The sequence below is a fragment of the Streptomyces sp. NBC_01016 genome (assembly GCF_026341035.1).
Taxonomy (GTDB): domain Bacteria; phylum Actinomycetota; class Actinomycetes; order Streptomycetales; family Streptomycetaceae; genus Streptomyces.
In genome coordinates, this window is record NZ_JAPEOQ010000002.1 from 1,379,359 (window position 1) to 1,401,929 (window position 22,571).

Annotated in this window: 21 protein-coding genes; 9 read left to right on the top strand and 12 right to left on the bottom strand. The window is 70.8% G+C overall.

Translation table 11 applies throughout. From position 1 onward, the window contains the following. Positions 1-67: 67 nt before the first annotated feature. Entirely contained in the window at positions 68-670 is a 603-nt protein-coding gene (locus tag OG746_RS33005; RefSeq protein ID WP_266721364.1) for a hypothetical protein, read from the bottom strand. 257 nt (positions 671-927) lie between these two features. On the opposite strand from OG746_RS33005, the gene OG746_RS33010 reads away from it, so the two are divergent. After that, positions 928-3,756 carry a penicillin acylase family protein gene (locus OG746_RS33010; protein ID WP_266721366.1) on the top strand — a complete coding sequence of 943 codons (2,829 nt, stop codon included), beginning with the start codon at positions 928-930 and terminating at the stop codon, positions 3,754-3,756. A 42-nt stretch (positions 3,757-3,798) separates the two neighbouring features. Here OG746_RS33010 and OG746_RS33015 read toward each other — a convergent pair whose 3' ends face one another. From OG746_RS33015 to OG746_RS33025, 3 genes are all read right to left on the bottom strand, one after another. Further along, positions 3,799-5,100 carry an alpha/beta hydrolase family protein gene (locus OG746_RS33015; protein WP_266721367.1) on the bottom strand — a complete coding sequence of 434 codons (1,302 nt, stop codon included), beginning with the start codon at positions 5,098-5,100 and terminating at the stop codon, positions 3,799-3,801. Positions 5,101-5,201: 101 nt separating this feature from the next. Then, positions 5,202-6,524 (bottom strand): MFS transporter, encoded by a 1,323-nt coding sequence (locus OG746_RS33020; protein ID WP_266721369.1) that lies wholly within the window; start codon positions 6,522-6,524, stop codon positions 5,202-5,204. 84 nt (positions 6,525-6,608) lie between these two features. Further along, a complete protein-coding gene (locus OG746_RS33025; RefSeq protein WP_266721371.1) occupies positions 6,609-7,883 on the bottom strand; it encodes an exo-beta-N-acetylmuramidase NamZ family protein in 1,275 nt (424 codons plus the stop codon). Positions 7,884-8,046: 163 nt separating this feature from the next. Between OG746_RS33025 and OG746_RS33030 the strand changes: the two genes are divergently transcribed. Beyond that, entirely contained in the window at positions 8,047-9,720 is a 1,674-nt protein-coding gene (locus tag OG746_RS33030; RefSeq protein ID WP_266721373.1) for a class I adenylate-forming enzyme family protein, read from the top strand. A 130-nt stretch (positions 9,721-9,850) separates the two neighbouring features. After that, positions 9,851-10,444 carry a TetR/AcrR family transcriptional regulator gene (locus OG746_RS33035; RefSeq protein WP_266721375.1) on the top strand — a complete coding sequence of 198 codons (594 nt, stop codon included), beginning with the start codon at positions 9,851-9,853 and terminating at the stop codon, positions 10,442-10,444. Between the two features lie 18 nt (positions 10,445-10,462). On the opposite strand, the gene OG746_RS33040 is transcribed toward OG746_RS33035, so the two are convergent. Further along, a complete protein-coding gene (locus tag OG746_RS33040; RefSeq protein ID WP_266721377.1) occupies positions 10,463-11,491 on the bottom strand; it encodes a phosphotransferase family protein in 1,029 nt (342 codons plus the stop codon). Between the two features lie 254 nt (positions 11,492-11,745). After that, positions 11,746-12,042 carry a hypothetical protein gene (locus OG746_RS33045; RefSeq protein WP_266721379.1) on the bottom strand — a complete coding sequence of 99 codons (297 nt, stop codon included), beginning with the start codon at positions 12,040-12,042 and terminating at the stop codon, positions 11,746-11,748. 89 nt (positions 12,043-12,131) lie between these two features. On the opposite strand from OG746_RS33045, the gene OG746_RS33050 reads away from it, so the two are divergent. Then, a complete protein-coding gene (locus OG746_RS33050) occupies positions 12,132-13,067 on the top strand; it encodes an NADP-dependent oxidoreductase (protein ID WP_266721381.1) in 936 nt (311 codons plus the stop codon). Between the two features lie 55 nt (positions 13,068-13,122). On the opposite strand, the gene OG746_RS33055 is transcribed toward OG746_RS33050, so the two are convergent. From OG746_RS33055 to OG746_RS33070, 4 genes are all read right to left on the bottom strand, one after another. After that, a complete protein-coding gene (locus tag OG746_RS33055; protein WP_266721382.1) occupies positions 13,123-13,449 on the bottom strand; it encodes a DUF202 domain-containing protein in 327 nt (108 codons plus the stop codon). Beyond that, on the bottom strand, positions 13,446-13,838 hold the full coding sequence (locus OG746_RS33060) for a YidH family protein (protein ID WP_266721383.1): 393 nt from the start codon (positions 13,836-13,838) through the stop codon (positions 13,446-13,448). The genes OG746_RS33055 and OG746_RS33060 overlap by 4 nt, the downstream gene beginning before the upstream one ends. 10 nt (positions 13,839-13,848) lie before the next feature. Next, on the bottom strand, positions 13,849-14,355 hold the full coding sequence (locus OG746_RS33065; protein ID WP_266725593.1) for an NUDIX hydrolase: 507 nt from the start codon (positions 14,353-14,355) through the stop codon (positions 13,849-13,851). Positions 14,356-14,425: 70 nt separating this feature from the next. Beyond that, a complete protein-coding gene (locus OG746_RS33070) occupies positions 14,426-15,316 on the bottom strand; it encodes a DMT family transporter (RefSeq protein ID WP_266721384.1) in 891 nt (296 codons plus the stop codon). 223 nt (positions 15,317-15,539) lie between these two features. Between OG746_RS33070 and OG746_RS33075 the strand changes: the two genes are divergently transcribed. From OG746_RS33075 to OG746_RS33090, 4 genes are all read left to right on the top strand, one after another. Next, positions 15,540-16,517: a hypothetical protein gene (locus OG746_RS33075; RefSeq protein WP_266721386.1), complete on the top strand. Its 978-nt coding sequence runs from the start codon at positions 15,540-15,542 to the stop codon at positions 16,515-16,517. 90 nt (positions 16,518-16,607) lie between these two features. After that, complete coding sequence (locus tag OG746_RS33080; protein ID WP_266721387.1) at positions 16,608-18,152, top strand: APC family permease; 1,545 nt, start codon at positions 16,608-16,610, stop codon at positions 18,150-18,152. Positions 18,153-18,385: 233 nt separating this feature from the next. Further along, positions 18,386-19,039 (top strand): molybdopterin-dependent oxidoreductase, encoded by a 654-nt coding sequence (locus OG746_RS33085; protein ID WP_266721388.1) that lies wholly within the window; start codon positions 18,386-18,388, stop codon positions 19,037-19,039. Then, entirely contained in the window at positions 19,023-19,640 is a 618-nt protein-coding gene (locus tag OG746_RS33090) for a cytochrome b/b6 domain-containing protein (protein ID WP_266721389.1), read from the top strand. Before OG746_RS33085 ends, OG746_RS33090 begins: the two co-directional genes overlap by 17 nt. 91 nt (positions 19,641-19,731) lie before the next feature. Here OG746_RS33090 and OG746_RS33095 read toward each other — a convergent pair whose 3' ends face one another. Then, positions 19,732-21,138, bottom strand: coding sequence for a GntT/GntP/DsdX family permease (locus tag OG746_RS33095; protein WP_266721391.1), 1,407 nt, complete (start codon positions 21,136-21,138; stop codon positions 19,732-19,734). 54 nt (positions 21,139-21,192) lie between these two features. Beyond that, positions 21,193-21,717, bottom strand: a complete 525-nt coding sequence (locus tag OG746_RS33100; RefSeq protein ID WP_266721393.1) for a gluconokinase — start codon at positions 21,715-21,717, stop codon at positions 21,193-21,195. A 130-nt stretch (positions 21,718-21,847) separates the two neighbouring features. Here OG746_RS33100 and OG746_RS33105 point away from each other — a divergent pair, with 130 nt between their 5' ends. Continuing rightward, a complete protein-coding gene (locus OG746_RS33105) occupies positions 21,848-22,549 on the top strand; it encodes a FadR/GntR family transcriptional regulator (RefSeq protein ID WP_266721395.1) in 702 nt (233 codons plus the stop codon). Positions 22,550-22,571 lie beyond the last annotated feature (22 nt).

Consider the following 22,571-nt stretch of genomic DNA (forward strand, 5'->3'; position numbering starts at 1 on the left):
GGGGGTGCGCCGAACTCGGGGCCGCACCCCCGTCGCGCTGTACGTCACCTGGTTCCGGCGGGCCGGCCTACGCGGAGACAAGCAGCCGCGCCAGCCTGGCCTCCGCCAGTGCCATGGGGGTGAGGACGGGCCGCGGCACGACGATGCCGCAGTGGGTGCACACGGGGCCCGACGAGGGTTCGTGCGCCAGATCGTGCTGCCAGACCAGGCAGCTGCCCGTGCACACCGGGCAGCACGCGCCAGGGTCGCGCTCAAGTGCCGTGATGAGCCTGCGCAGCACTTCGGCCAGCGGCTCGGCGGGATGCACGGAAGGGTCGTCGCACCAGGCGACTCCGAAGCCTCCCCAGGTCAGCCGGTGCCAGTCGTCCACGCTGCCCGGGCTTCGAAGTCCGTCGTGCTTCTCCTTGCGCCTGCGCTCCGCGAAGGCGACTTCGTACGCGAGCCAGACGGCCCGCGCCTCCTCAAGCTCCTCCAGCGCCGCGACGAGGCGGGCCGGATCGGGGGAGCGGTCCTCGGGGTCGAACCCCGCCCGGGAGCAGAGGTGGTCCCAGGTTGCTCGGTGCCCGTAAGGGGCAAATCTCTCAAGGCACTTGCGCAGTGAATAGCGCCGCAGTGCCAGATCGCTCAGCGGATCGCGCACCTGTCTCGCCAGACTTCGGAATCCGGCCATCGCCCTGCACCTCCGTCACACGTACGTCGGCGTCGCCGCAGCCATGAAGCGACGTCGCCGAGTAGACGTATCGACACGCGATTCGGATCCCTTTGAAGGCCACTGAGTCCCATCCGATTTCCGATGGGGCCCATCACCGTCACCTTCTGAGGCCGGGGAGTACCCGAGTGACCCCTGTTGCTTTCCGAAAACGTGACGCATGTTCATCTTCTGTCCTTGGCTAACCGTCGGTAACCTCCGGCGCCATGGGAAGCCTTATGGGAAGCCTTACGAAGAGAGTTACGGCCCTGGCGGCACTTGTGCTCACCGCCGGACTGCTCTCGCCGACGTCGACCGCGACCGCCGCCGACGAACCGACCCCGGCCGCCGACTACTGCAAGGGCCAGTGCGCGGACATCCTGCCGCCCGGAGCGAACGGCAGCGCCACACTCGCCCAGATCCTCGGCAACAAATTGCTGGGCACCCAGCCTCCGCACGCCGACGATCAGCTCGGTCCCTATGACGCGCTGTCGTCCGGGTATCCGTCCCTCACCGACGACACACTCACGAACTTCTTCAACGATTCCTCCTTCGGTGTCAAGGACGATCAAGTCGGTTCCGTCACCCGTCCCCGCGAGGATGTGACGATCACCCGTGACAAGAAGAACGGCGTACCCCACATCAAAGGTTCCTCGCGCTACGGAACAGAATTCGGGGCCGGCTTCGCCGCAGGTCAGGACCGCCTCTGGTTGATCGACCTGTTCCGTCACATCGGCCGCGGCGAATTGACGTCGTTCGCGGGCGGCGCCCTCGCGAACCGGGGTCTGGAGCAGGAGTTCTGGCCGCAGGCCCCGTACACCGAAAAGGATCTCGAACAGCAGGTCGAGTCCATCAAGGAGACCGGCGGGGCCCGCGGCAAGCAGGCCATGGACGACGCGCAGGCCTATATCGACGGCCTCAACGCCTATCGGGAGAAGTCGAAGAGCGGCCGCTACTTCCCCGGTGAGTACGTGCTCACCGGCAAGGTCGACGCGATCACGAACGTGGGCGAGATCCAGCCGTTCAAGGTGACCGACATGATCGCGCTGGCTTCCGTGGTCGGCGGACTCTTCGGCAACGGCGGCGGCGGAGAGGTCGACGCGGCCCTGTCGCTGCTCAAGGCGCAGGACAAGTACGGCGTCCAGAAGGGCACCGAGGTCTGGGAGGCCTTCCGCGGCCGCGAGGACCCCGAGGCCGTCACCACGATCCACGACGGCACCCGCTTCCCGTACGGCGAGAAGCCGGAGAACGCGCGCGGGGAGGCGCTCCCCGACAAGGGCTCGGTGGAGAAGGAGCCCCTCGTGTACGACAAGGAGGGCTCGGCGGCGGAGTCGGCGGCGGCCAAGAGGGACCCCGTCAAGGCACCCGCCAAGCTCAAGCCGCTCCAGGGCATGAACGACGACGGCGTGCTGCCTTCCGATCTGTTCACGCAGTCGGCGTCCAAGAAGGGCATGTCGAACGCCCTCCTCGTCTCCGGCAAGCACTCCGCTTCCGGCAACCCGGTCGCCGTGTTCGGCCCGCAGACCGGCTACTTCGCGCCGCAGCTGCTGATGATGCAGGAGCTCCAGGGCCCCGGCATCAGCGCGCGCGGCGTCTCCTTCGCCGGCGTCGGCATGTACGTCCAGCTCGGCCGCGGCCAGGACTACGCGTGGTCCGCGACCTCGGCGACCCAGGACATCACCGACACGTACGCGGTCCCGCTGTGCGAGCCCGACGGCTCCGCGCCCACCAGGCAGTCGACCTCGTACCTGTACCGGGGCACCTGCACGCCCATGGAGAAGCTGGAGAAGAAGAACGCCTGGAAGCCGACGATCGCCGACTCCACGGCCGCCGGCTCCTACCGGATGCAGGTCTTCCGTACGAAGTACGGGATCGTCAGCCACCGCGCCACCGTGGACGGAAAACCCGTCGCCTACACGGCACTTCGCTCCACGTACCGCCACGAGGCCGACTCGATCATCGGCTTCCAGATGCTGAACGACCCGACCTACGTCAAGGACGCCGCGTCGTTCCAGAAGGCGGCCCAGCACATCAACTACGCGTTCAACTGGTTCTACGCCGACTCCCGCGACATCGCGTACTACAACAGCGGCACCAACCCGGTGCGCGCCAAGGACGTCGACATGTCGCTGCCGGTGCGGGGCGAACAGGCCTATGAGTGGAAGGACTTCGACCCGGCGAACAACACGTCCGCCGTGACGCCCCCGTCCCAGCACCCGAACTCGGTCGACCAGGACTACTACGTCTCCTGGAACAACAAGCAGGCCAAGGGCTTCTCGTCACCCAACTTCAGCATGGGCGCGGTCCACCGCGCCGACCTGCTGAACGACCGGGTGAAGAAGCTCACCGAGCGGGGCGGCGTCACCCGGGCCGCGCTCACCCGGGCCATGGAGGAGGCCGCCGTCACGGACCTGCGCGGCGAGCAGGTGCTGCCGGAGATGCTCAAGGTCATCCGCAGCAAGCCGCTCGGCGACCTCGACAACCCGCAACTGACCAAGGCCGTGCAGCAGTTGGAGGCATGGGAGAAGGCGGGCGCCCAGCGCAACCAGACGTCCGCCGGATCCAAGACGTACGCGCATCCCGACGCCGTACGGATCATGGACGCCTGGTGGCCGCTGATGGTCGAGGCCGAGTTCAAGCCCGGCCTCGGCGACGAGCTCTACAAGTCCCTCACCGCACAACTGACCGTCGACGAGGCGCCGTCCGCCGGACACGGGCCGACCGGCTCGCACGCCGGATCGTCCTTCCAGTACGGCTGGTGGGGCTACGCCGACAAGGACCTCAGGTCGGTGCTCGGCGAGCCGGTGAAGGGGAAGCTCGGCGCCACGTACTGCGGCTCCGGCGACCTCTCGGCCTGCCGGGACGTCCTCCTCGCCACGCTGGCCGAGGCCGCCGCCAAGCCCGCCACCGAGGTGTACCCCGGTGACGACACCTGCAAGGCGGGCGAGCAGTGGTGCGCCGACAGCATCGGACACCGCGCCGTCGGCGGCATCACGCACCGCAACATCCAGTGGCAGAACCGGCCCACGTACCAGCAGGTCGTGGAGTTCCCGGCACACCGCGAGTGAACCGGGGCGGGGCGGGCACCCCTAGGGCACCCGCAGGGCGACCTACGTCGTGACCCGCCCCGCACCGAGCACCACCCGCGCCAACTCGGCGTGGCAGATGTCGCTGTGGGCCCCCGAAGGCGGGGGCCCATTGCGCACCACCTGCGCCGCGTCCACGCTCACACAGCCCGCGCCCGGCACCCCGGCCCGCAGCACGTCCGCCAGCGTGAAGCGCACGGCGCCGTCGACGTCCTGGAAGCCGTCGTGCCCGAGCGCGCCCCAGCGCTCGCCGAGATCGACCAGCGTCCTGTCGTCGCCCGCAAGCCGCGAGGCCAGCGGGTACATCACGCTCAGCGCCGTGTCGTGCCGCGAGAAGCACGCCACCAGCGGCCCGTCCACCCGCGCCTGCCGCCCCTTCAGCGCGCCCCGGCCGGCGAACACGTAGTGCGAGAAGGCTCCCTGAAGGAGCGTCACGGACTTCACGTTGCGGACGCCCTTCGGCATCCCGGCGAGCGCGAAAGAGACGAGCCGCGCGCCGAAGCTGTGCCCCACCAGGTGCACGCGCACCTTCGGCGCCTCCTCGGCGAGCCGCCCGAGCGCAGGGCCGAGCCCGGCCTTGCCGACCTTTCCCGCCCGCCGCTTCATCGCGAAATACGTGGCCTGGCGCAGCAGTTCGTGCGCACCCTTCCACGCCTTGGCGAGCCCGCCGGGCAGCCGGAAGGCCTCCGCCGCGCCCGGGCCCGCCGCCGTCTCCAGGGCCGCCGCGAACTCCAGGCACATCGCCCGGGTGTCCTCGTGGAGCATCGCGGGCGTGCTGTGCGGCCCGCCGTCCTCCGAGGTGTCGGAGCCGGACACCGAGGGCCCGACCCCGACCAACTGCCGTACGAGACCACCGAACTCGTCGAAGGCGGACGCCGCGTCCGACTGCTCCTCCAGGCGCCGCGCCAGCAGGTCCACGACGGGCCCACTGCGTGGGAAGGCCTCGGCGAGCCCCTGCCGGGTGCCCTTGTCGAGCGTGGTCCGCGGGACGGTGGCGGCCGTGGTCGAGTCGGCGGCCGACCGGTCGAAGTCCGGGATCTGCTCGTCCGTGAACCGCATGGACGGCCACAGGACGCCCACGTAGCCGAGGGAGGCGCCGGGCGCCAGGCCGGGGAACGGCGCGAAGAAGCGGTCGTACAGGCGGATCGCGATGGAGCGGCTGTTGTTCCAGCCGTGCGCGAAGACCACCAGATCGCGCACCTGGCGCGCTTCGCGCAGGAGCGTGGCGAGCTGCCGGGGGTCCGGATCGCCGTCGGCGTCGAACCTCAGCTCCCAGTAGGGCCGTACGTGGACTTCAGGTGCTTGACGTGCCTTGGGTGCGGACATGGCGAACCCCCGTGGTAGGCGTCGTGCGGCAACGCGTGCCGCGCATCGTCCCGCCGTACCCGGGGGTTGGCCAGATGTTCCGCCGTCAATTGACGGACGTATCAATCAAGTTGACGCTCCCGTGTCTCCGGAAGGGCCAGCACGCACAGCAGTGACACGACCGCCATGGCGCTGACGTACCAGCCCACCGACGAAGAGCCGAGCGCGCTCTGCAGTCGCGTCGCGATGAGCGGGGAGACGGCGCCGCCGAGGACGCCACCCAGGTTGTACGCGAAGGAGGCGCCGGAGTAGCGCACCTTCGCCCCGAACAGCTCCGGCAGATACGCGCCCATCGGCCCGTACACCACGCCCATGCAGAACAGGGCGCCGCCGAGCGCGAGGGCGATGAGCACCGGCTTCTCGGTGTCCATCAGCGGGAACAGGGCCAGGCCCCACACGATGGCGAGGCTCGAACCGATGAGCACCATCTTGCGGCGGCCGCGACCGTCGGAGCGGGTCGCCGCGAGCCAGGTGCCGGCCGCGAGGAACAGGCACGCCACCAGGGACACGGCGAGCATCGTGGAGCGCGGGATGCCGAGCGTCGTCGTGCCGTAGGCGAGGCAGTACGTCGTGGCCGTGTAGAAGAGCCCGTACGCGATGATCATGCCGCCCGCGCCGAGCAGGATCTCCTTCGGGTGCCGCTTGAAGACCTCCAACGCCGGTGCCCTGCTGGCCTCCTGCTCCGCCATCACCTTGGCGAAGACCGGTGTCTCGCTGATCTTCAGGCGGACGAACAGGCCGACCGCCACGAGGAGGAACGACAGCAGGAACGGGATGCGCCAGCCCCACGACTTGAAGGCGTCGTCCGAGAGGGACTCGGAAAGCAGCCAGAAGATGCCGGTGGCGGCGAAGAAGCCTACGGACGGGCCGAGTTGGGGGAACGCGGCGAACAACCCGCGTTTGCCGCGCGGCGCGTGCTCCACGGCGAGCAGCGCGGCCCCGCCCCACTCGCCGCCGAGGCCGACGCCCTGGAGGAACCGGAGCAGCACGAGAAGGATCGGCGCCCACAGGCCGAGGGTGCTGTACCCGGGCAGCAGGCCGACGAAGGCCGTCGACAGGCCCATCAGGAGCAGCGAGGCCACCAGCACCGACTTGCGGCCGATCCGGTCGCCGAAGTGGCCGAAGATCAGCGAGCCGATCGGGCGGGCCGCGAACGCGACGGCGTACGTCGAGAACGAGGCGAGGGTGGCGTTGATCGGGGTGAGGTTCGGGAAGAACGCGGCGTTCAGGACGAGCGCGGCGGCCGTTCCGTAGACGTAGAAGTCGTAGAACTCGATGGCCGTGCCGATGAAGCTGGCCACGGCCACGCGGCGCAGGCTCTCCGGCTGAGCCTGCGCCGGTTCCGCCTCGGCGAGGTCTTCCCTGGTTGAGTCGTCTTTGAGCACGACCGAACTGTCGTTGTCCGTGTACCGTCCAGTCAATATCTCGGAATGCCCGTCCCGGATCCCGAGATGACGATCACTCGGCGGTTACTTGTACGTGAGGTACTTGCGCCGTACGCCCCGGAATGCGGCCAGCTCCTGCTGCCACGCCCCGACGATCTCGTCCGTGGACGCGCCCGCGTCGACCATCGTGCGCACCCGCGTGGACCCGGTGAGCCGGTCGATCGCGTTGTCGGGACGCCAACCGAAGTCCTTCCAGGCCTTCTTGGCCGTCACCAGGAGGCCGATGCCGGTGCGTACCGGCTCGAACGCCTCGCGGTCGTCGACGTGGATCTGGACGCCGCCGATCGTCTTGCCCTGGAACTTGGAGAACGTCGGCGCGAAGTACGCCTCCCTGAAGTGCACGCCGGGCAGGGCGAGTTCATTGGCGGCCGCCGCCCAGCTCGCGTCGATGCCCTCGGCACCGAGCAGTTCGAAGGGGCGGGTGGTGCCGCGGCCCTCGGAGAGCAGGGTGCCCTCGAACATGCAGGTGCCGGAGTAGACGAGGGCCGTGTCGGGCGTCGGCATATTGGGGCTCGGCGGCACCCAGGGCAGGCCGGAGGCGTCGTAGAAGTCCCGCCGCTTCCAGCCGCTCATCAGCACCGTCTCCAGCTCGACGGGGTGCTCCAGGTACTCGGCGTTGAACAGGCGGGCCAGCTCGGTGACCGTCATGCCGTGCGCCTGCGCGATCTCGCGGCGGCCCACGAAGCTCGCGAACTTCCGGTCGAGGATGGGCCCGTAGGCGTTCCGTCCGGTGACCGGGTTCGGGCGGTCGAGGACCACGAACTTCTTGTCCGCGAGCTGGGCCGCCTCCATGCAGTCGTAGAGCGTCCAGATGTACGTGTAGAAGCGCGCGCCCACGTCCTGGATGTCGAAGACGATCGTGTCGACGCCGGACTCCGTGAAGATGTCGGCGAGCGCCTGACCGCTCTTCAAGTACGTGTCGTAGACCGGAAGTTTGGTCGCCGGGTCCTCGGTCTTCCCCTCGGAGCCGCCCGCCTGCGCGGTGCCGCGGAAGCCGTGCTCGGGCCCGAACACCGCCCTGAGGTCGACCTGTTCGTCGGCGTGCATCACGTCGACGATGTGCCGTACGTCGCGGGTGACGCCGGTCGGATTGGTGACCATGCCGACCTTCTGGCCCGCGAGCAGCGCGTAGCCGCTGTCCACCAGGCGCTCGAAGCCGGTGCGAAGGCGGGGACCACCGATGCCGGGGCCGCCGGCTCCGACGCTGCCGGGGGCGGCGCTCGCCGCTGCGCCGCCGACGCCCAGGCCACCCGCGACGCCCGCACTCGCCGCGAGCAGCCCTCGTCTCGACACGTTCATGGGTGAACCTCCGTGATCTTGGGGACTGGCGTGGCCCTGCACGCTAGTCGCGGAATCCCCGCTGCGGAACGAACCGACACCCTGAAGCCCTTTCGCAGCGACATACCGACTGGTTAGTCTGCCCGGCAGGCCGGAGCTTTCGGGGAGCTTTCGAAGGAGATCGATGGTGCACGATTCGCAGGGACAGTCCGCTTCGATCTACGAGGCCAGGCCCTGGCTGGGCGTCCTCAACGACGCGCAGAAGGCCCCGATCAGCCCGGCCGCCACCGTCGTGCACGCCTTCGCCGACGCGGTGCGCCGCGCCCCGGACCGCGCGGCCCTCGCCTACTTCGACGGCCGCCTCTCGTACGCCGACGTGGACGCGCTCTCCGACTCCGTGGCCGGTCATCTCGCCGCCCGCGGCCTGGAGCGCGGCGACCGCGTCGCGATCATGCTGCAGAACTCGCCGCACTTCGTGCTCGCGCTGCTCGGTGCGTTCAAGGCGGGCGCGGTCGTGGTCCCGGTGAACCCGATGTACAAGGCGGGGGAGGTGCGGCACGTCCTGCACGACGCCGAGGTGACCGGGCTCGTCTGCTCGGACCGGGCCTGGGAGTCGTATCTGCGCGAGACGGCGGCCGACTCTCCCGTACGCATCGCCCTGACCGCCTGCGAGCTGGACCTCCAGATGCGGGGCGACGAGCGGGTGCTGAACTTCGAGCGGGTCGAACCGGGGGCGTCGGACGCCGACGACCTCGTCGCGGTCGCGCACGCGGGGCACAAGGCACCGGCCGACCGCGACCTGTCCGGCGACGACATCGCGTTGATCAGCTATACGTCGGGCACCAGCGGCACCCCGAAGGGCGCCACCAACCTGCACCGCAACATCACCTTCAACGCGGAGCGCCAGCGCACGGGCCTCGGCCTGCCCGAAGGAGCCGTCTACTTCGCGCTCGCGCCGCTGTTCCACATCACCGGCATGGTCTGCGAGCTCGTCGCCTCCTTCGCCAACGCGGGCACCCTCGCGCTCGCCTACCGCTTCGAGCCGGGCGTCGTCCTCGACGCGTTCACCGAGCACCGGCCCGCGTACACGGTCGGCCCCTCGACGGCCTTCATGGCGCTCGGCGCGCAGCCGCAGGCGACGCGTGAGCACTTCGCGTCGTTCCACTCGATCTCGTCGGGCGGCGCGCCCGTGCCGCCCGCCCTGGTGGAGAAGTTCCGCGCCGCCTTCGGCCCGTACATCCACAACGGCTACGGCCTGACCGAGTGCACGGCGCCCTGCGCGTCCGTGCCGCCGGGCGTCGAGGCGCCCGTCGACCCGGCGTCGGGGACGCTCGCGGTGGGCGTGCCGGGGCCCGACGCGGTGGTCCGCATCGTCGACGACCACGGGAACGACGTGCCCTTCGGGGAGCAGGGCGAGATCGCGGTGCGCGGCCCGCAGGTCGTGCCCGGCTACTGGCGCCGTCCGGAGGCGACGGAAGAGGGCTTCCCCGACGGTGAGTTGCGCACCGGCGACATCGGCTTCATGGACGAGGCCGGCTGGCTGTACGTCGTCGACCGCAAGAAGGACATGATCAACGCGTCCGGGTTCAAGGTGTGGCCCCGCGAGGTCGAGGACGTCCTCTACGGCCACCCCGCCGTGCGCGAGGCGGCGGTCGTCGGCATCCCCGACGCGTACCGGGGCGAGAGCGTGAAGGCCTACGTGAGCCTGCGCCCCGGGGCGGAGGCGAGCCCCGAGGACCTGTCCGCGTACTGCAAGGAGCGCCTCGCCGCGTACAAGTACCCGCGCGAGGTCGAGGTCCTGGGCGAGCTCCCGAAGACGGCGAGCGGCAAGATCCTGCGCAGGGAGCTGCGGCAGTGAGGCCGTGACGCAGGTGGCGGGCGGCGAGTGGACGGCGAGCGGCCGGCGAGTGGGAAGATCCTCCGGCGGGAACCGCGTTCCCGTCAGTACGAGGCTCAGGCCGAGAACTACGGAAAGGCAGGTGGCGGCAGTGCCCAGGACGACCGACGGCGACGGCACGCCCGTCCCGCAACGACTCCTCGCGGCCGCCACCCGGCTCTTCGCCGACCGCGGCTACGACCGCACGTCGGTGCAGGAGATCGTGGAGGCGGCGGGTGTCACGAAGGGCGCCCTCTACCACTACTTCGGCTCGAAGGACGATCTGCTGCACGAGGTGTACGCGCGCGTGCTGCGCCTCCAGCAGGAGCGGCTCGACGCGTTCGCGGACCGGGACGAGCCGGTCGAGAAGCGGCTGCGGGCCGCCGCCGCGGACGTGGTCGTCACGACGATCGACAACCTCGACGACGCGTCGATCTTCTTCCGCTCCATGCACCATCTGAGCCCGGAGAAGAACAAGCAGGTACGGGCCGAGCGGCGCCGCTACCACGAGCGCTTCCGGGCGCTGATCGAAGAGGGCCAGAAGACCGGAGTCTTCACGACCGAGACGCCGGCCGACCTGGTGGTCGACTACCACTTCGGCTCGATCCACCATCTGTCCACGTGGTACCGCCCCGACGGCCCGCTGACCCCGCAGCAACTGGCCGACCAACTGGCGGACCTGCTGCTGCGGGCGCTGCGACCGTAGGGCACGGGGCCCGCCGGCTCAGCCCTCCTTGAGGGTGTTCAGGCCGTGGGTGATGAAGACCGGGACCAGCTCGCCGATGCGGTCGAAGCCCGCGCCCACGGTCTGGCCGAGCGTGTAGCGGTAGTGGATGCCCTCAAGGATCACGGCGAGCTTGAACCAGGCGAACGCCGTGTACCAGGCGATCGCCGACACATCGCGGCCCGACCGCTCGGCATAGCGCTCGATCAGCTCGGCGGGGGAGGGGTGGCCGGGCGCCGAAGCGGTCGTGGAGATGGGCGAGTCGGGCATGTCGAGCTGCGCGCTGTACATCGCCAGCAGACCCACGTCGGTGAGCGGGTCGCCGAGCGTCGACATCTCCCAGTCCAGGATCGCCTTGATCCGGTCGACCCCGTCGGCGTCCTGGCGCACCAGCACGTTGTCGAGCCGGTAGTCGCCGTGCACGATCGTCGGCGCGGGCGAGGTCGGCAGCTCACGGCCGAGCGCCGCCTGAAGCTCGTCGATCCCGGGGAGCTCGCGGTTGCGGGACGCGTCCAGCTGCTTGCCCCAGCGGCGCAGCTGCCGGTCGAGGAAGCCCTCGGGCCGGCCGAAGTCGCCGAGCCCGACCGCGGCGGGGTCCACCGCATGCAGATCGACCAGCGTGTCCACGAGGCCGAGCACCGCGGCGCGCGTGCGCTCGGGCCCGAGCGGGGCCAGCTCGTCGGAGGTCCGGTACGGCGTCCCGTCCACGAACTCCATGACGTAGAACGGCGACCCGATGACATCCTCGTCCTCGCACAGCAGCACCGGCTCCGGCACCGGCACGTTCGTGGAGTGCAGCCCCGCGATCACCCGGTGCTCGCGCTTCATGTCGTGCGCGGTCGCGAGCACATGCCCCAGCGGCGGCCTGCGCACCACCCACTTCGTGGCGCCGTCGCTCACCTGGTAGGTCAGGTTCGAGCGCCCGCCCTCGATGAGCCGCCCGGTCAGCGGCCCGGTGACCAGGCCGGGGCGCTCCCGGTCGAGGTGGGCGCGCAGCTGGTCGAGATCGAGGCCTGGGGGATGGCTCATTGCGGTCCTCCGAGAATCCGGGCAGCGAATCCGGGCAGCGTCCGGGGCTACTTCCGCCAACAGTGCGCCCCATCATGCCGACCAGTCGGTATGGCGTCCAGGGCCTCTCGGAAACGTGATCGTTCTTACGGGGCCGTGCCGCGCGGGCAACGGATCGCCGCCGCGCAGGCAACGGTGCCGTGCCCGCGCGGGCAGACGGAAGGGCCCGACGGAACACGCCGAGCCCTTCCCTCCACCTCCTCCGCGCGAGCGGATCAGTGGTCGTCCCAGTGCCCCTCGTGCGCGGCGTGCCGGTGGCCGTCGTGGAGGTAGTCGACGTGGTCGCCGTGGGTGACCGCCTCATGGCCGCAGTCCGCGCCGTGCCGGTGCTCGTGCCCCTCGTGCGCGACGTGCCCCGTCGGCTCGCACTCGTCCCAGTGCCCGCCGTGCTGGGCGTGCAGATGCCCGTCGTGCGCGTAGTCGACGTGGTCCCCGTGCGGCACCTCCTGGTGACCGCAGGACGGGCCGTGCGTGTGCTCGTGAACGGGGTGTTCCTGGTGGAGGGTGGTCATGACGCTCACCTTCGGTGACGGACGGCCTGGCTGACCCTCACAGGCTAGTCCGGAATGCCCCATATTCTCGGCTATGGGAGCCTCCGGCCATGAAGGCGATCAGTTACCGCTCGTACGGCGGCCCCGAAGTCCTCGAATACGGCGAGATCCGCGACCCCAAGGTCGGGCCCGACTCGGTCCTGGTGAAGGTGCGGGCCGCCGCCGTGAACCCCGTGGACCGGCACTGCCGCGCCGGGCACCTGGACGCGCTGCTCGACCCCGTCTTCCCGGTGATCCCCGGCTGGGACGTGTCGGGCGTGGTGGTCCAACCCGGCGTCGCCGTCACCGAGTTCGCGCCGGGCGACGAGGTCATCGGCTACGTACGCGAGGACTTCCTGTCCCGCGGCACCTTCGCCGAGTACGTGGCCGCGCCCGTGCGCACCCTCGCCCGCAAGCCCCGCAACCTCACCTTCGAGGAGGCGGCAGGCCTTCCGCTCGCCGGACTCACCGCGCTCCAGGTGCTGACCGGCGGCCTGGAGGTGCAGGAGGGCGACGTGGTCCTCGTGCACGCGGCGGCCGGCGGCGTCGGCTCGTTCGCGGTCCAGATCGCCCGGCACTTCGGCGCGCGCGTCATCGGCACCGCGAGCGAGCGCAACCACGACTACGTACGGGAACTCGGTGGCGAACCGGTCACCTACGGGGACGGCCTCGCCGAACGGGTCCGGGCGCTCGCCCCGGAGGGCGTCGACGCGGCGTTCGACACGGTGGGCGGCGAGACGCTCCGGGTCTCCGCCGAACTGCTGGCCCCCGGCGGCCGGCTCGCCTCCATCGCCGACGGCGACGTGGTCGGGCTCGGCGGCCGCTACTGCTGGGTGCGCCCGGACGCCGTCGACCTCGCCCGCCTCACGGCGCTCGCCGAGGCCGACGTGGTGACGGTCCACGTCGACGAGACACTCCCGCTGGAGCAGGCGGCGCGTGCCCACGAGTTGAGCGAGTCGGGCCGCACGCGCGGGAAAGTGGTGGTCACGGTCGACTGGGACGAGTGACCCCGCTCCCTCATGTACTGGGACGAGTGACCTCGCGCCCTCAGGCCTCGCGCCCTCACGCGATGAGCACCGCCGCGCACAGCGTGATCGCCACCGTGCAGAGCGCGGCGGCCGCCGCCTGCCGCCGGGTCATCACGGGCGGCGCGGCCTCGTTCCGGGCGAGCCCGGTGATCCGCTGGTGGGCTACCGCCACGAAGCCGAGCCACAGCACGAGACACAGCGCCGTGGCCACGAACCGCGTGGGCCCGACGCCACTGTTCAGCGTCGCCTTCACCGCGAGCACCGCGGCGACCGTGCCCGACAGCGTCGTACGCCGCCACGCGAGCCGCGTCCGCGCGGGCTGAAGGCCGGGGTCGCGCACGGGACCGCCCGCCTCGCTCACCCCTCCCACCCCACGAACACGATGACGACCATGGCCACCGAGACGAGCGCCACCACCACGCCGAGCACCGCGGGGAACTTCGACACCGGCAGGTCCTCGCCGCGCCGCATCGCCAGCTCGCAGCGCACCCAGTGCCCCACGGCCCGCAGCGAGCACAGCGCGCCCGCCGCGAGCAGCGCCAGCGCGAGCCCGACGCGCCAGCCCCAGCGCAGGTCCGGCAGGAACTGGTCCACGGCGAAACCGCCACCGATCAGCGCGAGCGCGGTGCGCACCCACGCCAGGAAGGTGCGCTCGTTGGCGAGCGAGAAGCGGTAGTCGGGAGTGTCACCCTCGTCTCTGATCCGTTCCGGCACGAACCAGAGACGGATACTGCGTACAAATTCGATCACTCGCGGCACATTACCCGTGCGCTTTCCACCGCTCGTACGCCGCGAGCCCGTCGGGCGTCCAGTCCCACTCGCCGATCCGCCGCTCCAGCTCTTCGGGGCTCAGGAAGGCGTGCCAGTCGATCTCCTCGACCTGCGGGCGCACCGGCAGGTCGAAGGTGACCTCGTAGACGTACGACCACCAGGACTGGCCGGCATCGCCCTCGTACAGGAACTTGAACAGCGGGGTGGGCTGCGGGAGTCCGCTCACCCCCAGCTCCTCCTCCGCCTCGCGCAGCGCCGCCTCGTCGTACGTCTCGCCGGCGCCGACCACGCCGCCGACGAACATGTCGTAGTGGGAGGGGAAGACGAGCTTGGTGGGGGTGCGGCGGTGCACGAAGATGTCGCCGGCCGGGTTCCTGGCGAGGATGAAGGCGCACCGGTGGCGCAGGTTCTTCGCGTAGGCCTCGCCGCGCGGTGACCGGCCGATGACGTGGTCGTGCTCGTCGACGATGTCGAGGATCTCCTCGGCCGGGTTCACTGCGGCGGGGGTCTCTTCGGTGCGGTTCTCTTCGGTGGGATTCACTTCGGCGGGGTTCATGCCCCGCAGGTTAGAGGGGCGCTCCCACCCGGTCCCGTCCGGTCGCGGCGGCGCCCGGCATCGCGGGGTGCAGCCCGAGCAGGACGACGCCCGCCACGATCCCGGCCAGGCCCACCGCCTCCCACGCGAGCGCCCCCGTGTCCATCCGCAACTGGTCGCCCAGGAAGCCCACGCCGCACACGATCCCGGCCAGCGGCTGCGCCGCGGTGAGCGCGGGCAGCGACCTCCGCAGCGGCGCCGTCTCGAACGCGCTCTGCACCAGGACGAGCCCCGTGACCCCCAGCACCGCCACCGCGTACGGCTGCCAGCCGGTGAACAGCTCGGGCCAGCCGCCCGCGGCGAACCGCTGCCCGCTCACCCGCGTCAACGCGTCCTGCACCCCGTACAGCAGACCCGCCGCCACCGCGAGCAGCGCGGGGCCCGCGCTCAGCCGGGAGCGCTTGGCGAGGGCCGCGAGGAACAGCGCCCCGCCGACCATCACGCCGATGATCAGCCAGTGCCGCAGCGGATCGGTGACCGCGCTGCCGCCGTGCGGCTGACCGGCCACGATGAACGCCGTGACACCGCCCGCGAGCAGCAACAGCCCGCCCCAGCCCTGCCGGCCGAGCGGCGATCTCGTCTGACGGCGCGACAGCAGCAGGGCGAAGAGGAGGTTCGTGGCGAGCAGCGGCTCGACGAGGGTCACCTCGCCCAGGCCGAGGGCCATCGCGCCCAGCACCATCCCGCACACCATCAGGCCGATCCCGCCGAGCCAGCGCGGCACGCGCACCAGGTCGAGCAGCAGCCGGGGTGAGAGGAAGTCGCTGAGCGGGGCCCGCACCGCCGCGTTCTGCTGGAGGACGAAACCGATGCCCAGACAGAACGCCGCGCTCACGGAGAGGACGAGGACGACAACCGACACGCTGACGACGATAGCGGCCCGCGCGGCCACCCGCGCGCGAGCGACCGCCGCCTCCTTACGACCTCCTTCCGCTTGTCCGAACTCACCTGCTGGTTCGACGAGTTGGTGAGGTGCGTCACGGGCTGCCCTTGACGCGGACGCCTCCGTACCGGTTTGCTGTGCTTGATCATCGTCTTGCCGTCCATCTCACCCACATCTGAACAGTCGTAAGGACCCCGCCGCGGTGCCCCCACCTCCGCCTCCGCTCGGGCGCTCCCGCAAGAAGCCCGCGCACACCCCTCCCTTCGGCGACCCCGCACTCGACGACGCCGAACTCGTCGCGGCCCGCTCCGCGCTCGCCCGCGGCCGCTGGACCGAGGTCAGATCCCTGCTCCGCGCCACCGGTTCCGACTGGGACCTGCGCGGCCACCGGGTCCTTGGCCTCGCGGGCGAACCCACGGCCCGGGTCTGGGCCCGCGACTGGCTGCTCGCCGAACCCGACTCCACGGACGCGGTCGTCCTGCTCGCCTGCGCGGGCGTGCTGCGCGCCGTCGAGGGCCGCGGCCGCCCCGAGAAGGCGCGCGCGGCATGCGTGGAGGCGTCGGAGCTCGTGCCCGACGACCCGACGCCCCTGCTCGGACTCATGCTCCTGGAGCGGGAGTTGGGCAGCGAGGAGGACGTCGTGCGGCTCTTCGACGAGGTGCGGCTGCGGCATCCCGGGCATCACCACGCACACCACCTGATGGTCGCGCGGCTCGCCGAGCGGCGCGCCGACGTCGGGCAGGACCCGCTGCACGAGGTGTACGACTTCGCGTCCTGGGCGTCCGAACAGGTCACGCAGGACTCGCCGTTGGCGCTGCTCCCGGTCGTCGCGCACGCCGAGCGCTATCGGGTGCTCGCGCGCGCGGGTGTGCTCGCCGACGACCCGAAGGCGTCCGGGCACTGGTCGGGGCGGCGCGCCCGGCTCGTGCTGAAGGCCGCGTTCGACTGGTGGTTGGAGTGGGGCGCCGCGCGCGACCGGCCAGGCGCCTCGCACCCGCGCGGCCGCATCGACCTCAACTACCTTGCGCACGCGAAGTACTGCGAGGGCCGCCCCGCAGAGGCGGCCGCCCTGTTCCACCGGATCGGCCGGCACAGCACGCCGTACCCCTGGTCGTATCCCGACCGGGACCCGTACGAAGCGTTCCGGGTCGCGCGCAGCGCCGCGCTCGGCTCGGCGTAGAGCACGGACGCAGAGCAGCCAACAACCAAGCCCCACCGCACCCCACTTCACCCCACCTCACTTCACTGCACGAAGGAAGGGACGCCCCCAATGAGCGCGAGCGAGCGACCGCCCGAGGCCACGGCGGATCCGGCCATTCACACGTATCTGGGCGAGACGAGCGCGCTGCGCGCCGGGCGGCTCGGTACGGCGGGGCTGCTGCTCTCCGTGCTCGCCGCGACCGGCCCGCTGATGGTCGTCGCGGGCGTCATGCCGACGACGTTCGCGGTGATGGGAGTGGTCGGCATGCCGCTGCTCTTCCTCCTCCTCGGCGTCGTGCTCGCGCTCTTCAGCGTCGGCTACGCGGAGTTGAGCCGGCACGTGCACAACGCCGGTGCGTTCTACGCGTACATCGCCCGTGGCCTCGGCCCGACCGCCGGCGCGGCGGCGGCCCTCGTCGCGCTCGTCGCCTACAGCTCGCTCCAGGTCGGCATCTTCGGCCTGTTCGGCTACGAGGTCGCGGGCCTCGCCGATCAGTATCTGAGCCTCGAACTGGCGTGGTGGATACCGGCGTTGGTGGCCGTACTCGCCGTTGGCGCGCTCGGCCTGCTGAAGATCGACGTGAACGCGAAGGTCCTCGGCGTGCTGCTGCTGATCGAGGTCGCCGTGGTGGTCGTCTTCGACATCGCGGCCATCGGCGACCCCGGCGCCCAGGGCCTGTCCCTGCACGCCTTCAACCCGGAGACCCTCTCGGGCGTCGGGCTCGGCACGGCGCTGTGCTTCTGCATCGCCGCGTTCACCGGCTTCGAGCAGGCCCCCGTGTACGCGGAGGAGACCAGCAGGCCGCACGTCCTGGTGCCGCGCGTGATGTTCTTCGCGGTCGGCGGCGTCGCCCTGTTCTTCGCGTTCAGCTCGTGGGCGATGACGGTGGCGACGGGGCCCTCGGGCATCGTGGGCGCGGCGCAGAAGCAGTCGGCGGGCCTTCTCTTCGGCCTGACGGAGGACCGGCTGGGCGGCGCGTTCACGGACGTCGTCCATGTCCTGTTCGTGACGGGCATGTTCGCGGCGCTGCTCAGCTTCCACAACGTGGTGGCGCGGTACGCGTTCGCGATGGGGCGCGAGGGGCTGCTGCCCGCCGGGTTCGGGCGGACGAACACGGCGACCGGCGCGCCCGGCAAGAGCTCGGTGCTGCAGTCGGTGATCTCGCTGATCGCGGTCGTCGGCTTCGCGATCGCCGACGACGGCCCGTTCGGCGACCCGACGGCGCCGGTCCTGCACCTGTTCACCTGGGGCGGCAACGTGGGCGCGCTCGGCGTCATCCTCCTCATGGCCACGGCGTCCCTCGCCGTCATCGTGTTCTTCGCGCGCCGCGGGGCCGCGGCCGCGCAGGCCTGGCGCCTCGTGGCGTCCGGCGTGGCGGGCGTCGCCCTCCTGGTGATCGCCGGCTACACGGTCAAGGACTTCGACGTCCTGGTCGGCTCGGGCCCGAACTCCCCACTCAACTGGATCCTCCCCGGCATCATCGCCCTGGCCGCACTGGCGGGCACGACATACGGCCTGCTCCTCCGCCGCCGAAACCCCCAGGCCCACGCCCGCATCGGCCTGGGCAACGAGGCCTTCCAGCTGGACCAACGTTCAAGCGCTTCCGGCGGCTGAGCATTTCAAGCCCTGCGGGGGTTGAGCGACGGGGCCGCTGAACCCCGTATTTCAAGCCCCGCCTTTCGAACGAGAGCCAGCGGGGTCCGGGGCGGAGCCCCGCGAGCGCAACCACAAGTGACGAAACCCTGACGGCGGGCCGTAACCCCTGGTACCCGTCCCCCAAACGGTGCTGCAATCGAGACGTGAAACCGAACCAAGGTCCACCGGTAGGCCGACGCCTAGTCCTCGGCATGCTGGGCGCAGGCGCGCTCACCGTGGCCGCGGCCCCCGCCCTCCAACACGCCTTCGAGCGCGTCGCCCAGAAGGACCCCACCGGCCTCACGGGCGTACTGCCCAACGGCGGCGGCTTCCGCTACTACTCGGTCGCCGCCTCCGTCCCCCACAAGAGCGCGGACACCTACCGCCTCAAGGTCGACGGCCTGGTCGACCACCCGTCGACGTACACCCTCCCCGAACTGAGGGCGCTGCCCCAGACCCGCCTCGTCCGCGACGTCCAGTGCGTCACGGGCTGGCGGGTCCCGCACACGCCCTTCGAAGGCGTACGGCTCTCGCGGATCCTGGACGCCGCGGGGGTGCGCCCCTCCGCGAAAGCCGTACGTCTGACCTGCTTCGACGGCACGTACAGCGAGAGCCTCACGCTCCGACAGGCGCGCCGCGCCGACGTACTGGTGGCGCTGCGCATGCAGGACAAGGACCTGAGCCACGCGCACGGCGGCCCGGTACGCCTCTACGCCGCCCCCATGTACTTCTACAAGTCGGCGAAGTGGCTCTCCGGGATCACCGTCACCGACGACGTACAGCCGGGTTACTGGGAGGAGCGCGGCTACGACATCGACGCCTGGGTCGGCCGCTCGAACGGACGCGACGATGAGCCCACGAACTGAACAACTCACGGCCACCGTCCGCCGGTTCACGCGCGCCGAACGCTGGGTGCACCGCGCCACGGCCGCCCTGATGGGTGTGTGCGTCGTGACGGCCGCCTGCCTCTACGTTCCGCAGCTCGCCGAACTCGTCGGCCGCCGCGACCTCGTGGTCACGCTGCACGAGTGGTCGGGCCTGCTGCTGCCGGTGCCGTTCCTGGTGGGCCTCGTCTCCCGCGCCTTCCGCGCGGACCTGGGCCGGCTCAACCGGTTCGGCCCCCACGACAAGGCGTGGCTCCGCGCCGTTCTGCACCGGCGCCCCGGCCACCGCCCGGCGGGCAAGTTCAACGCCGGGCAGAAACTGTGGGCGGCCTGGCTCGCCGGCGCCGTCCTGGTGATGCTCGGCACGGGCCTGCTCATGTGGTTCACGCACCTCGCCCCGCTCACCGTGCGCACCGGCAGCACCTTCGTGCACGACTGGCTGGCGCTGGCCCTCGGTGTCGTGCTCGCCGGGCACATCGGCATGGCGGTCGGCGACCCCGAGGCGCGCAAGGGCCTGCGTACGGGATTCGTGGACCGGGACTGGGCCGCGCGGGAGCACGGCGAGTGGCTCGACGAGCCCTGACCGTGCCGTGCAAAACCGTGCCATGCGAAGAGGGCGCCCCCGCCGACCGGCGGGGACGCCCTCTTCGCATGCTCGGGCAGTCGGTCCTCGGCTAGATCACCAAGGACAGCAGCAGCACCAGCGCACCGGCGACCACGGAGATGATGGTCTCCATGAGCGACCAGGTCTTGACGGTCTGGCCGACGGTGAGCCCGAAGTACTCCTTGACCAGCCAGAAACCGGCGTCGTTGACGTGGCTGAAGAACAGCGAACCCGCGCCGATCACCAGGACGAGCAGCGCCGTGTGGGTGTCGGTCATGTCGGCCGCGAGGGGCGCGACGAGACCGGCGGCGGAGACCGTGGCGACCGTCGCCGAACCCGTGGCGACGCGGATGACGACCGCGATGAGCCAGGCGAGCAGCAGCGTCGGGAGCCCCCAGTCCTTGGAGATCTCCATGATCATCTCGCCGACACCGGAGTCGACCAGGGTGCCCTTGAAGCCACCGCCCGCGCCCACGATGAGCAGCACGCCCGCGATCGGGCCGAGGGACTTCTCGGTGGTGGAGAGGACCTTGCCCTTGGTGAAGCCGGCCGGGCGGCCGAGGGTGAACATGGCGACGACGACGGCCGCGAGCAGCGCGATCATCGGGTTGCCGACCACGTCGAAGACGCGCTGGACGGTGGCGTCCGGGTTGTCCACGATGACGTCGACCAGGGCCTTGGACAGCATCATCACGACGGGCAGCAGGATCGTCGCCACGGAGGCGCCGAAGCTCGGACGCTTCTCCAGGTCGTCGGAGGCGCGCGCCGGGATCATCTTGTCGGGGGCCTGGACGTCGACCCACTTGGCCGCGTACTTCGAGAAGACCGGGCCCGCGATGACGACCGTCGGGATGGCGACGAGGATGCCGAGCGCGAGCGTGAGCCCGAGGTTGGCGTCGACCGCGTCGATCGCGACGAGCGGGCCGGGGTGCGGCGGGATCAGGCCGTGCATGACGGACAGACCGGCGAGGGCCGGGATGCCGATCCGCATCAGCGAGTAGTTGCCGCGCTTGGCGACCATCAGGACGACGGGGATCAGCAGGACGATGCCGACCTCGAAGAAGAGCGGCAGGCCGATCACGGCCGCGATGAGCACCATGGCCCACGGCATGGCCTTGCCGCCGGACTTGCCGGCCTTGGCGAGGATCGTGTCGACGATCTGGTCGGCGCCGCCGGAGTCGGCGAGCAGCTTGCCGAGGATCGCGCCGAGCGCGATCAGTACGCCGACGCCGGCGACGGTGTCACCGAGTCCGGCGCTGAAGCTCTCGATCACCTTGTCCAGCGGTGCACCGGCGAACGCGCCGAGCGCGAGCGAGCCGATGGTCAGCGCCAGGAAGGCGTGCATCTTGAACTTGGTGATGAGAAGGACGATGACGGCGATTCCCGCGAGCACGGCGATCCCGAGCTGGGCATGGCCCGCGGACGTGATCGGCTCGACGGTGTCCGCTGCCAGCATCTCGACGCTGAGTCTGGTCACGGTCTTATCCCTTGAACGAGTGGGGGGAGGGGGAGAACTTGCCGGTGTGGGGGGTTACGCGGTCGCGGCGGGGGAGTCGAGCCCGGCCAGGGCCGCGGTGGCCCGGTCGGCGATCTCCTCGGGCGATCCCGCGACATCGACGGCCACGCCCGCCTCGTCCGCCGCGAGCGGCTGGAGCGTGGCGAACTGCGAGTCGAGGAGCGAGGTGGGCATGAAGTGCCCCTCGCGATGCCCCATCCGGTCCTCGATCAGCTCGCGCGAGCCGGTGAGGTGGACGAAGACGGCGCCGGGGGCCTCGGCCCGCAGGCGGTCGCGGTAGCTGCGCTTGAGGGCGGAGCTGGAGACGACCCCGCCGAGTCCCGCGCGGCTGTGCGCCCAGCGGCCGATGGCGTCGAGCCAGGGCCAGCGGTCCTCGTCCGTCAGGGGGGTGCCGGCCGACATCTTGTCGATGTTGGCCTGGGGGTGGAAGTCGTCGCCCTCGGCGTAGGGAACGCCGAGTCGTTCGGCGAGCAGGGGACCGATCGTTGTCTTGCCGGTTCCTGCCACGCCCATGACCACGACGACGTGGGGGGTGCTCATCGGGTACTGCCTCGCTTCGCTGTCTTCGTCGACATCGCTGTGACACCACACTGAAACCCAATAGGTCTGATTAATTCAAGGGGGTGTGACATATAAGTCAGACCATTGGGCTCGGGGCTAGGGTTGTCCCATGACCACAATGGGCCGGGGCCTGCATGCCCGCGTACTGGAAAGCCTCGGTCCCGCGATCACTGCGGGCGAGTACCCCGCGGGCAGCGTGTTGCGTACGGATGAACTCGCGCAGCGCTTCGAGGTGTCCCGCTCGGTCATGCGGGAGGCGGTGCGCGTCCTGGAGTCGATGCACCTCGTGGCCTCGCGGCGCCGGGTCGGCGTGACGGTGCGGCCCGCCGAGGAGTGGAACGTCTACGACCCGCAGGTCATCCGCTGGCGCCTCGCGGGCGCCGACCGCCCCCGCCAGCTGCGTTCGTTGACGGTGCTCCGCTCGGCGGTCGAGCCGGTCGCCGCGGGTCTGGCCGCGCGGGCCGCGAGCGCGCAGCAGTGCGCGGCGCTGACCGAGTGCGCGCTCGGCATGGTGGCGACGTCACGGGGCCAGCAGCTGGAGGCGTACCTCGGCCACGACATCGAGTTCCACCGGATCGTCCTGAACGCGTCGGGCAACGAGATGTTCGCCCACCTGGGTGACCTGGTGGCGGAGGTCCTCGCGGGCCGCACCCACCACCAGGTCATGTTCGAGGACCCGGACCCGGCGGCGGTCAGCCTGCACGTCAAGGTCGCGGAGGCGGTACGGGAGGGGAACGCGCAGCGCGCGGAGGAACTCACGCGCGAGATCGCGGTGGGCGCGCTGCACGAGCTGGACATCCTGGCACCCTGAACTCCCGTGCCAGGCCTGGCAG

Bases quoted from the DNA above. Each gene is read 5' to 3' on its own strand.
- OG746_RS33005 (WP_266721364.1), bottom strand. From the start codon at position 670: ATGGCCGGATTCCGAAGTCTGGCGAGACAGGTGCGCGATCCGCTGAGC.
- OG746_RS33010 (WP_266721366.1), top strand. From the start codon at position 928: ATGGGAAGCCTTACGAAGAGAGTTACGGCCCTGGCGGCACTTGTGCTC.
- OG746_RS33015 (WP_266721367.1), bottom strand. From the start codon at position 5,100: ATGTCCGCACCCAAGGCACGTCAAGCACCTGAAGTCCACGTACGGCCC.
- OG746_RS33025 (WP_266721371.1), bottom strand. From the start codon at position 7,883: ATGAACGTGTCGAGACGAGGGCTGCTCGCGGCGAGTGCGGGCGTCGCG.
- OG746_RS33030 (WP_266721373.1), top strand. From the start codon at position 8,047: ATGGTGCACGATTCGCAGGGACAGTCCGCTTCGATCTACGAGGCCAGG.
- OG746_RS33040 (WP_266721377.1), bottom strand. From the start codon at position 11,491: ATGAGCCATCCCCCAGGCCTCGATCTCGACCAGCTGCGCGCCCACCTC.
- OG746_RS33045 (WP_266721379.1), bottom strand. From the start codon at position 12,042: ATGACCACCCTCCACCAGGAACACCCCGTTCACGAGCACACGCACGGC.
- OG746_RS33050 (WP_266721381.1), top strand. From the start codon at position 12,132: ATGAAGGCGATCAGTTACCGCTCGTACGGCGGCCCCGAAGTCCTCGAA.
- OG746_RS33080 (WP_266721387.1), top strand. From the start codon at position 16,608: ATGAGCGCGAGCGAGCGACCGCCCGAGGCCACGGCGGATCCGGCCATT.
- OG746_RS33085 (WP_266721388.1), top strand. From the start codon at position 18,386: ATGCTGGGCGCAGGCGCGCTCACCGTGGCCGCGGCCCCCGCCCTCCAA.
- OG746_RS33090 (WP_266721389.1), top strand. From the start codon at position 19,023: ATGAGCCCACGAACTGAACAACTCACGGCCACCGTCCGCCGGTTCACG.
- OG746_RS33100 (WP_266721393.1), bottom strand. From the start codon at position 21,717: ATGAGCACCCCCCACGTCGTCGTGGTCATGGGCGTGGCAGGAACCGGC.
- OG746_RS33105 (WP_266721395.1), top strand. From the start codon at position 21,848: ATGACCACAATGGGCCGGGGCCTGCATGCCCGCGTACTGGAAAGCCTC.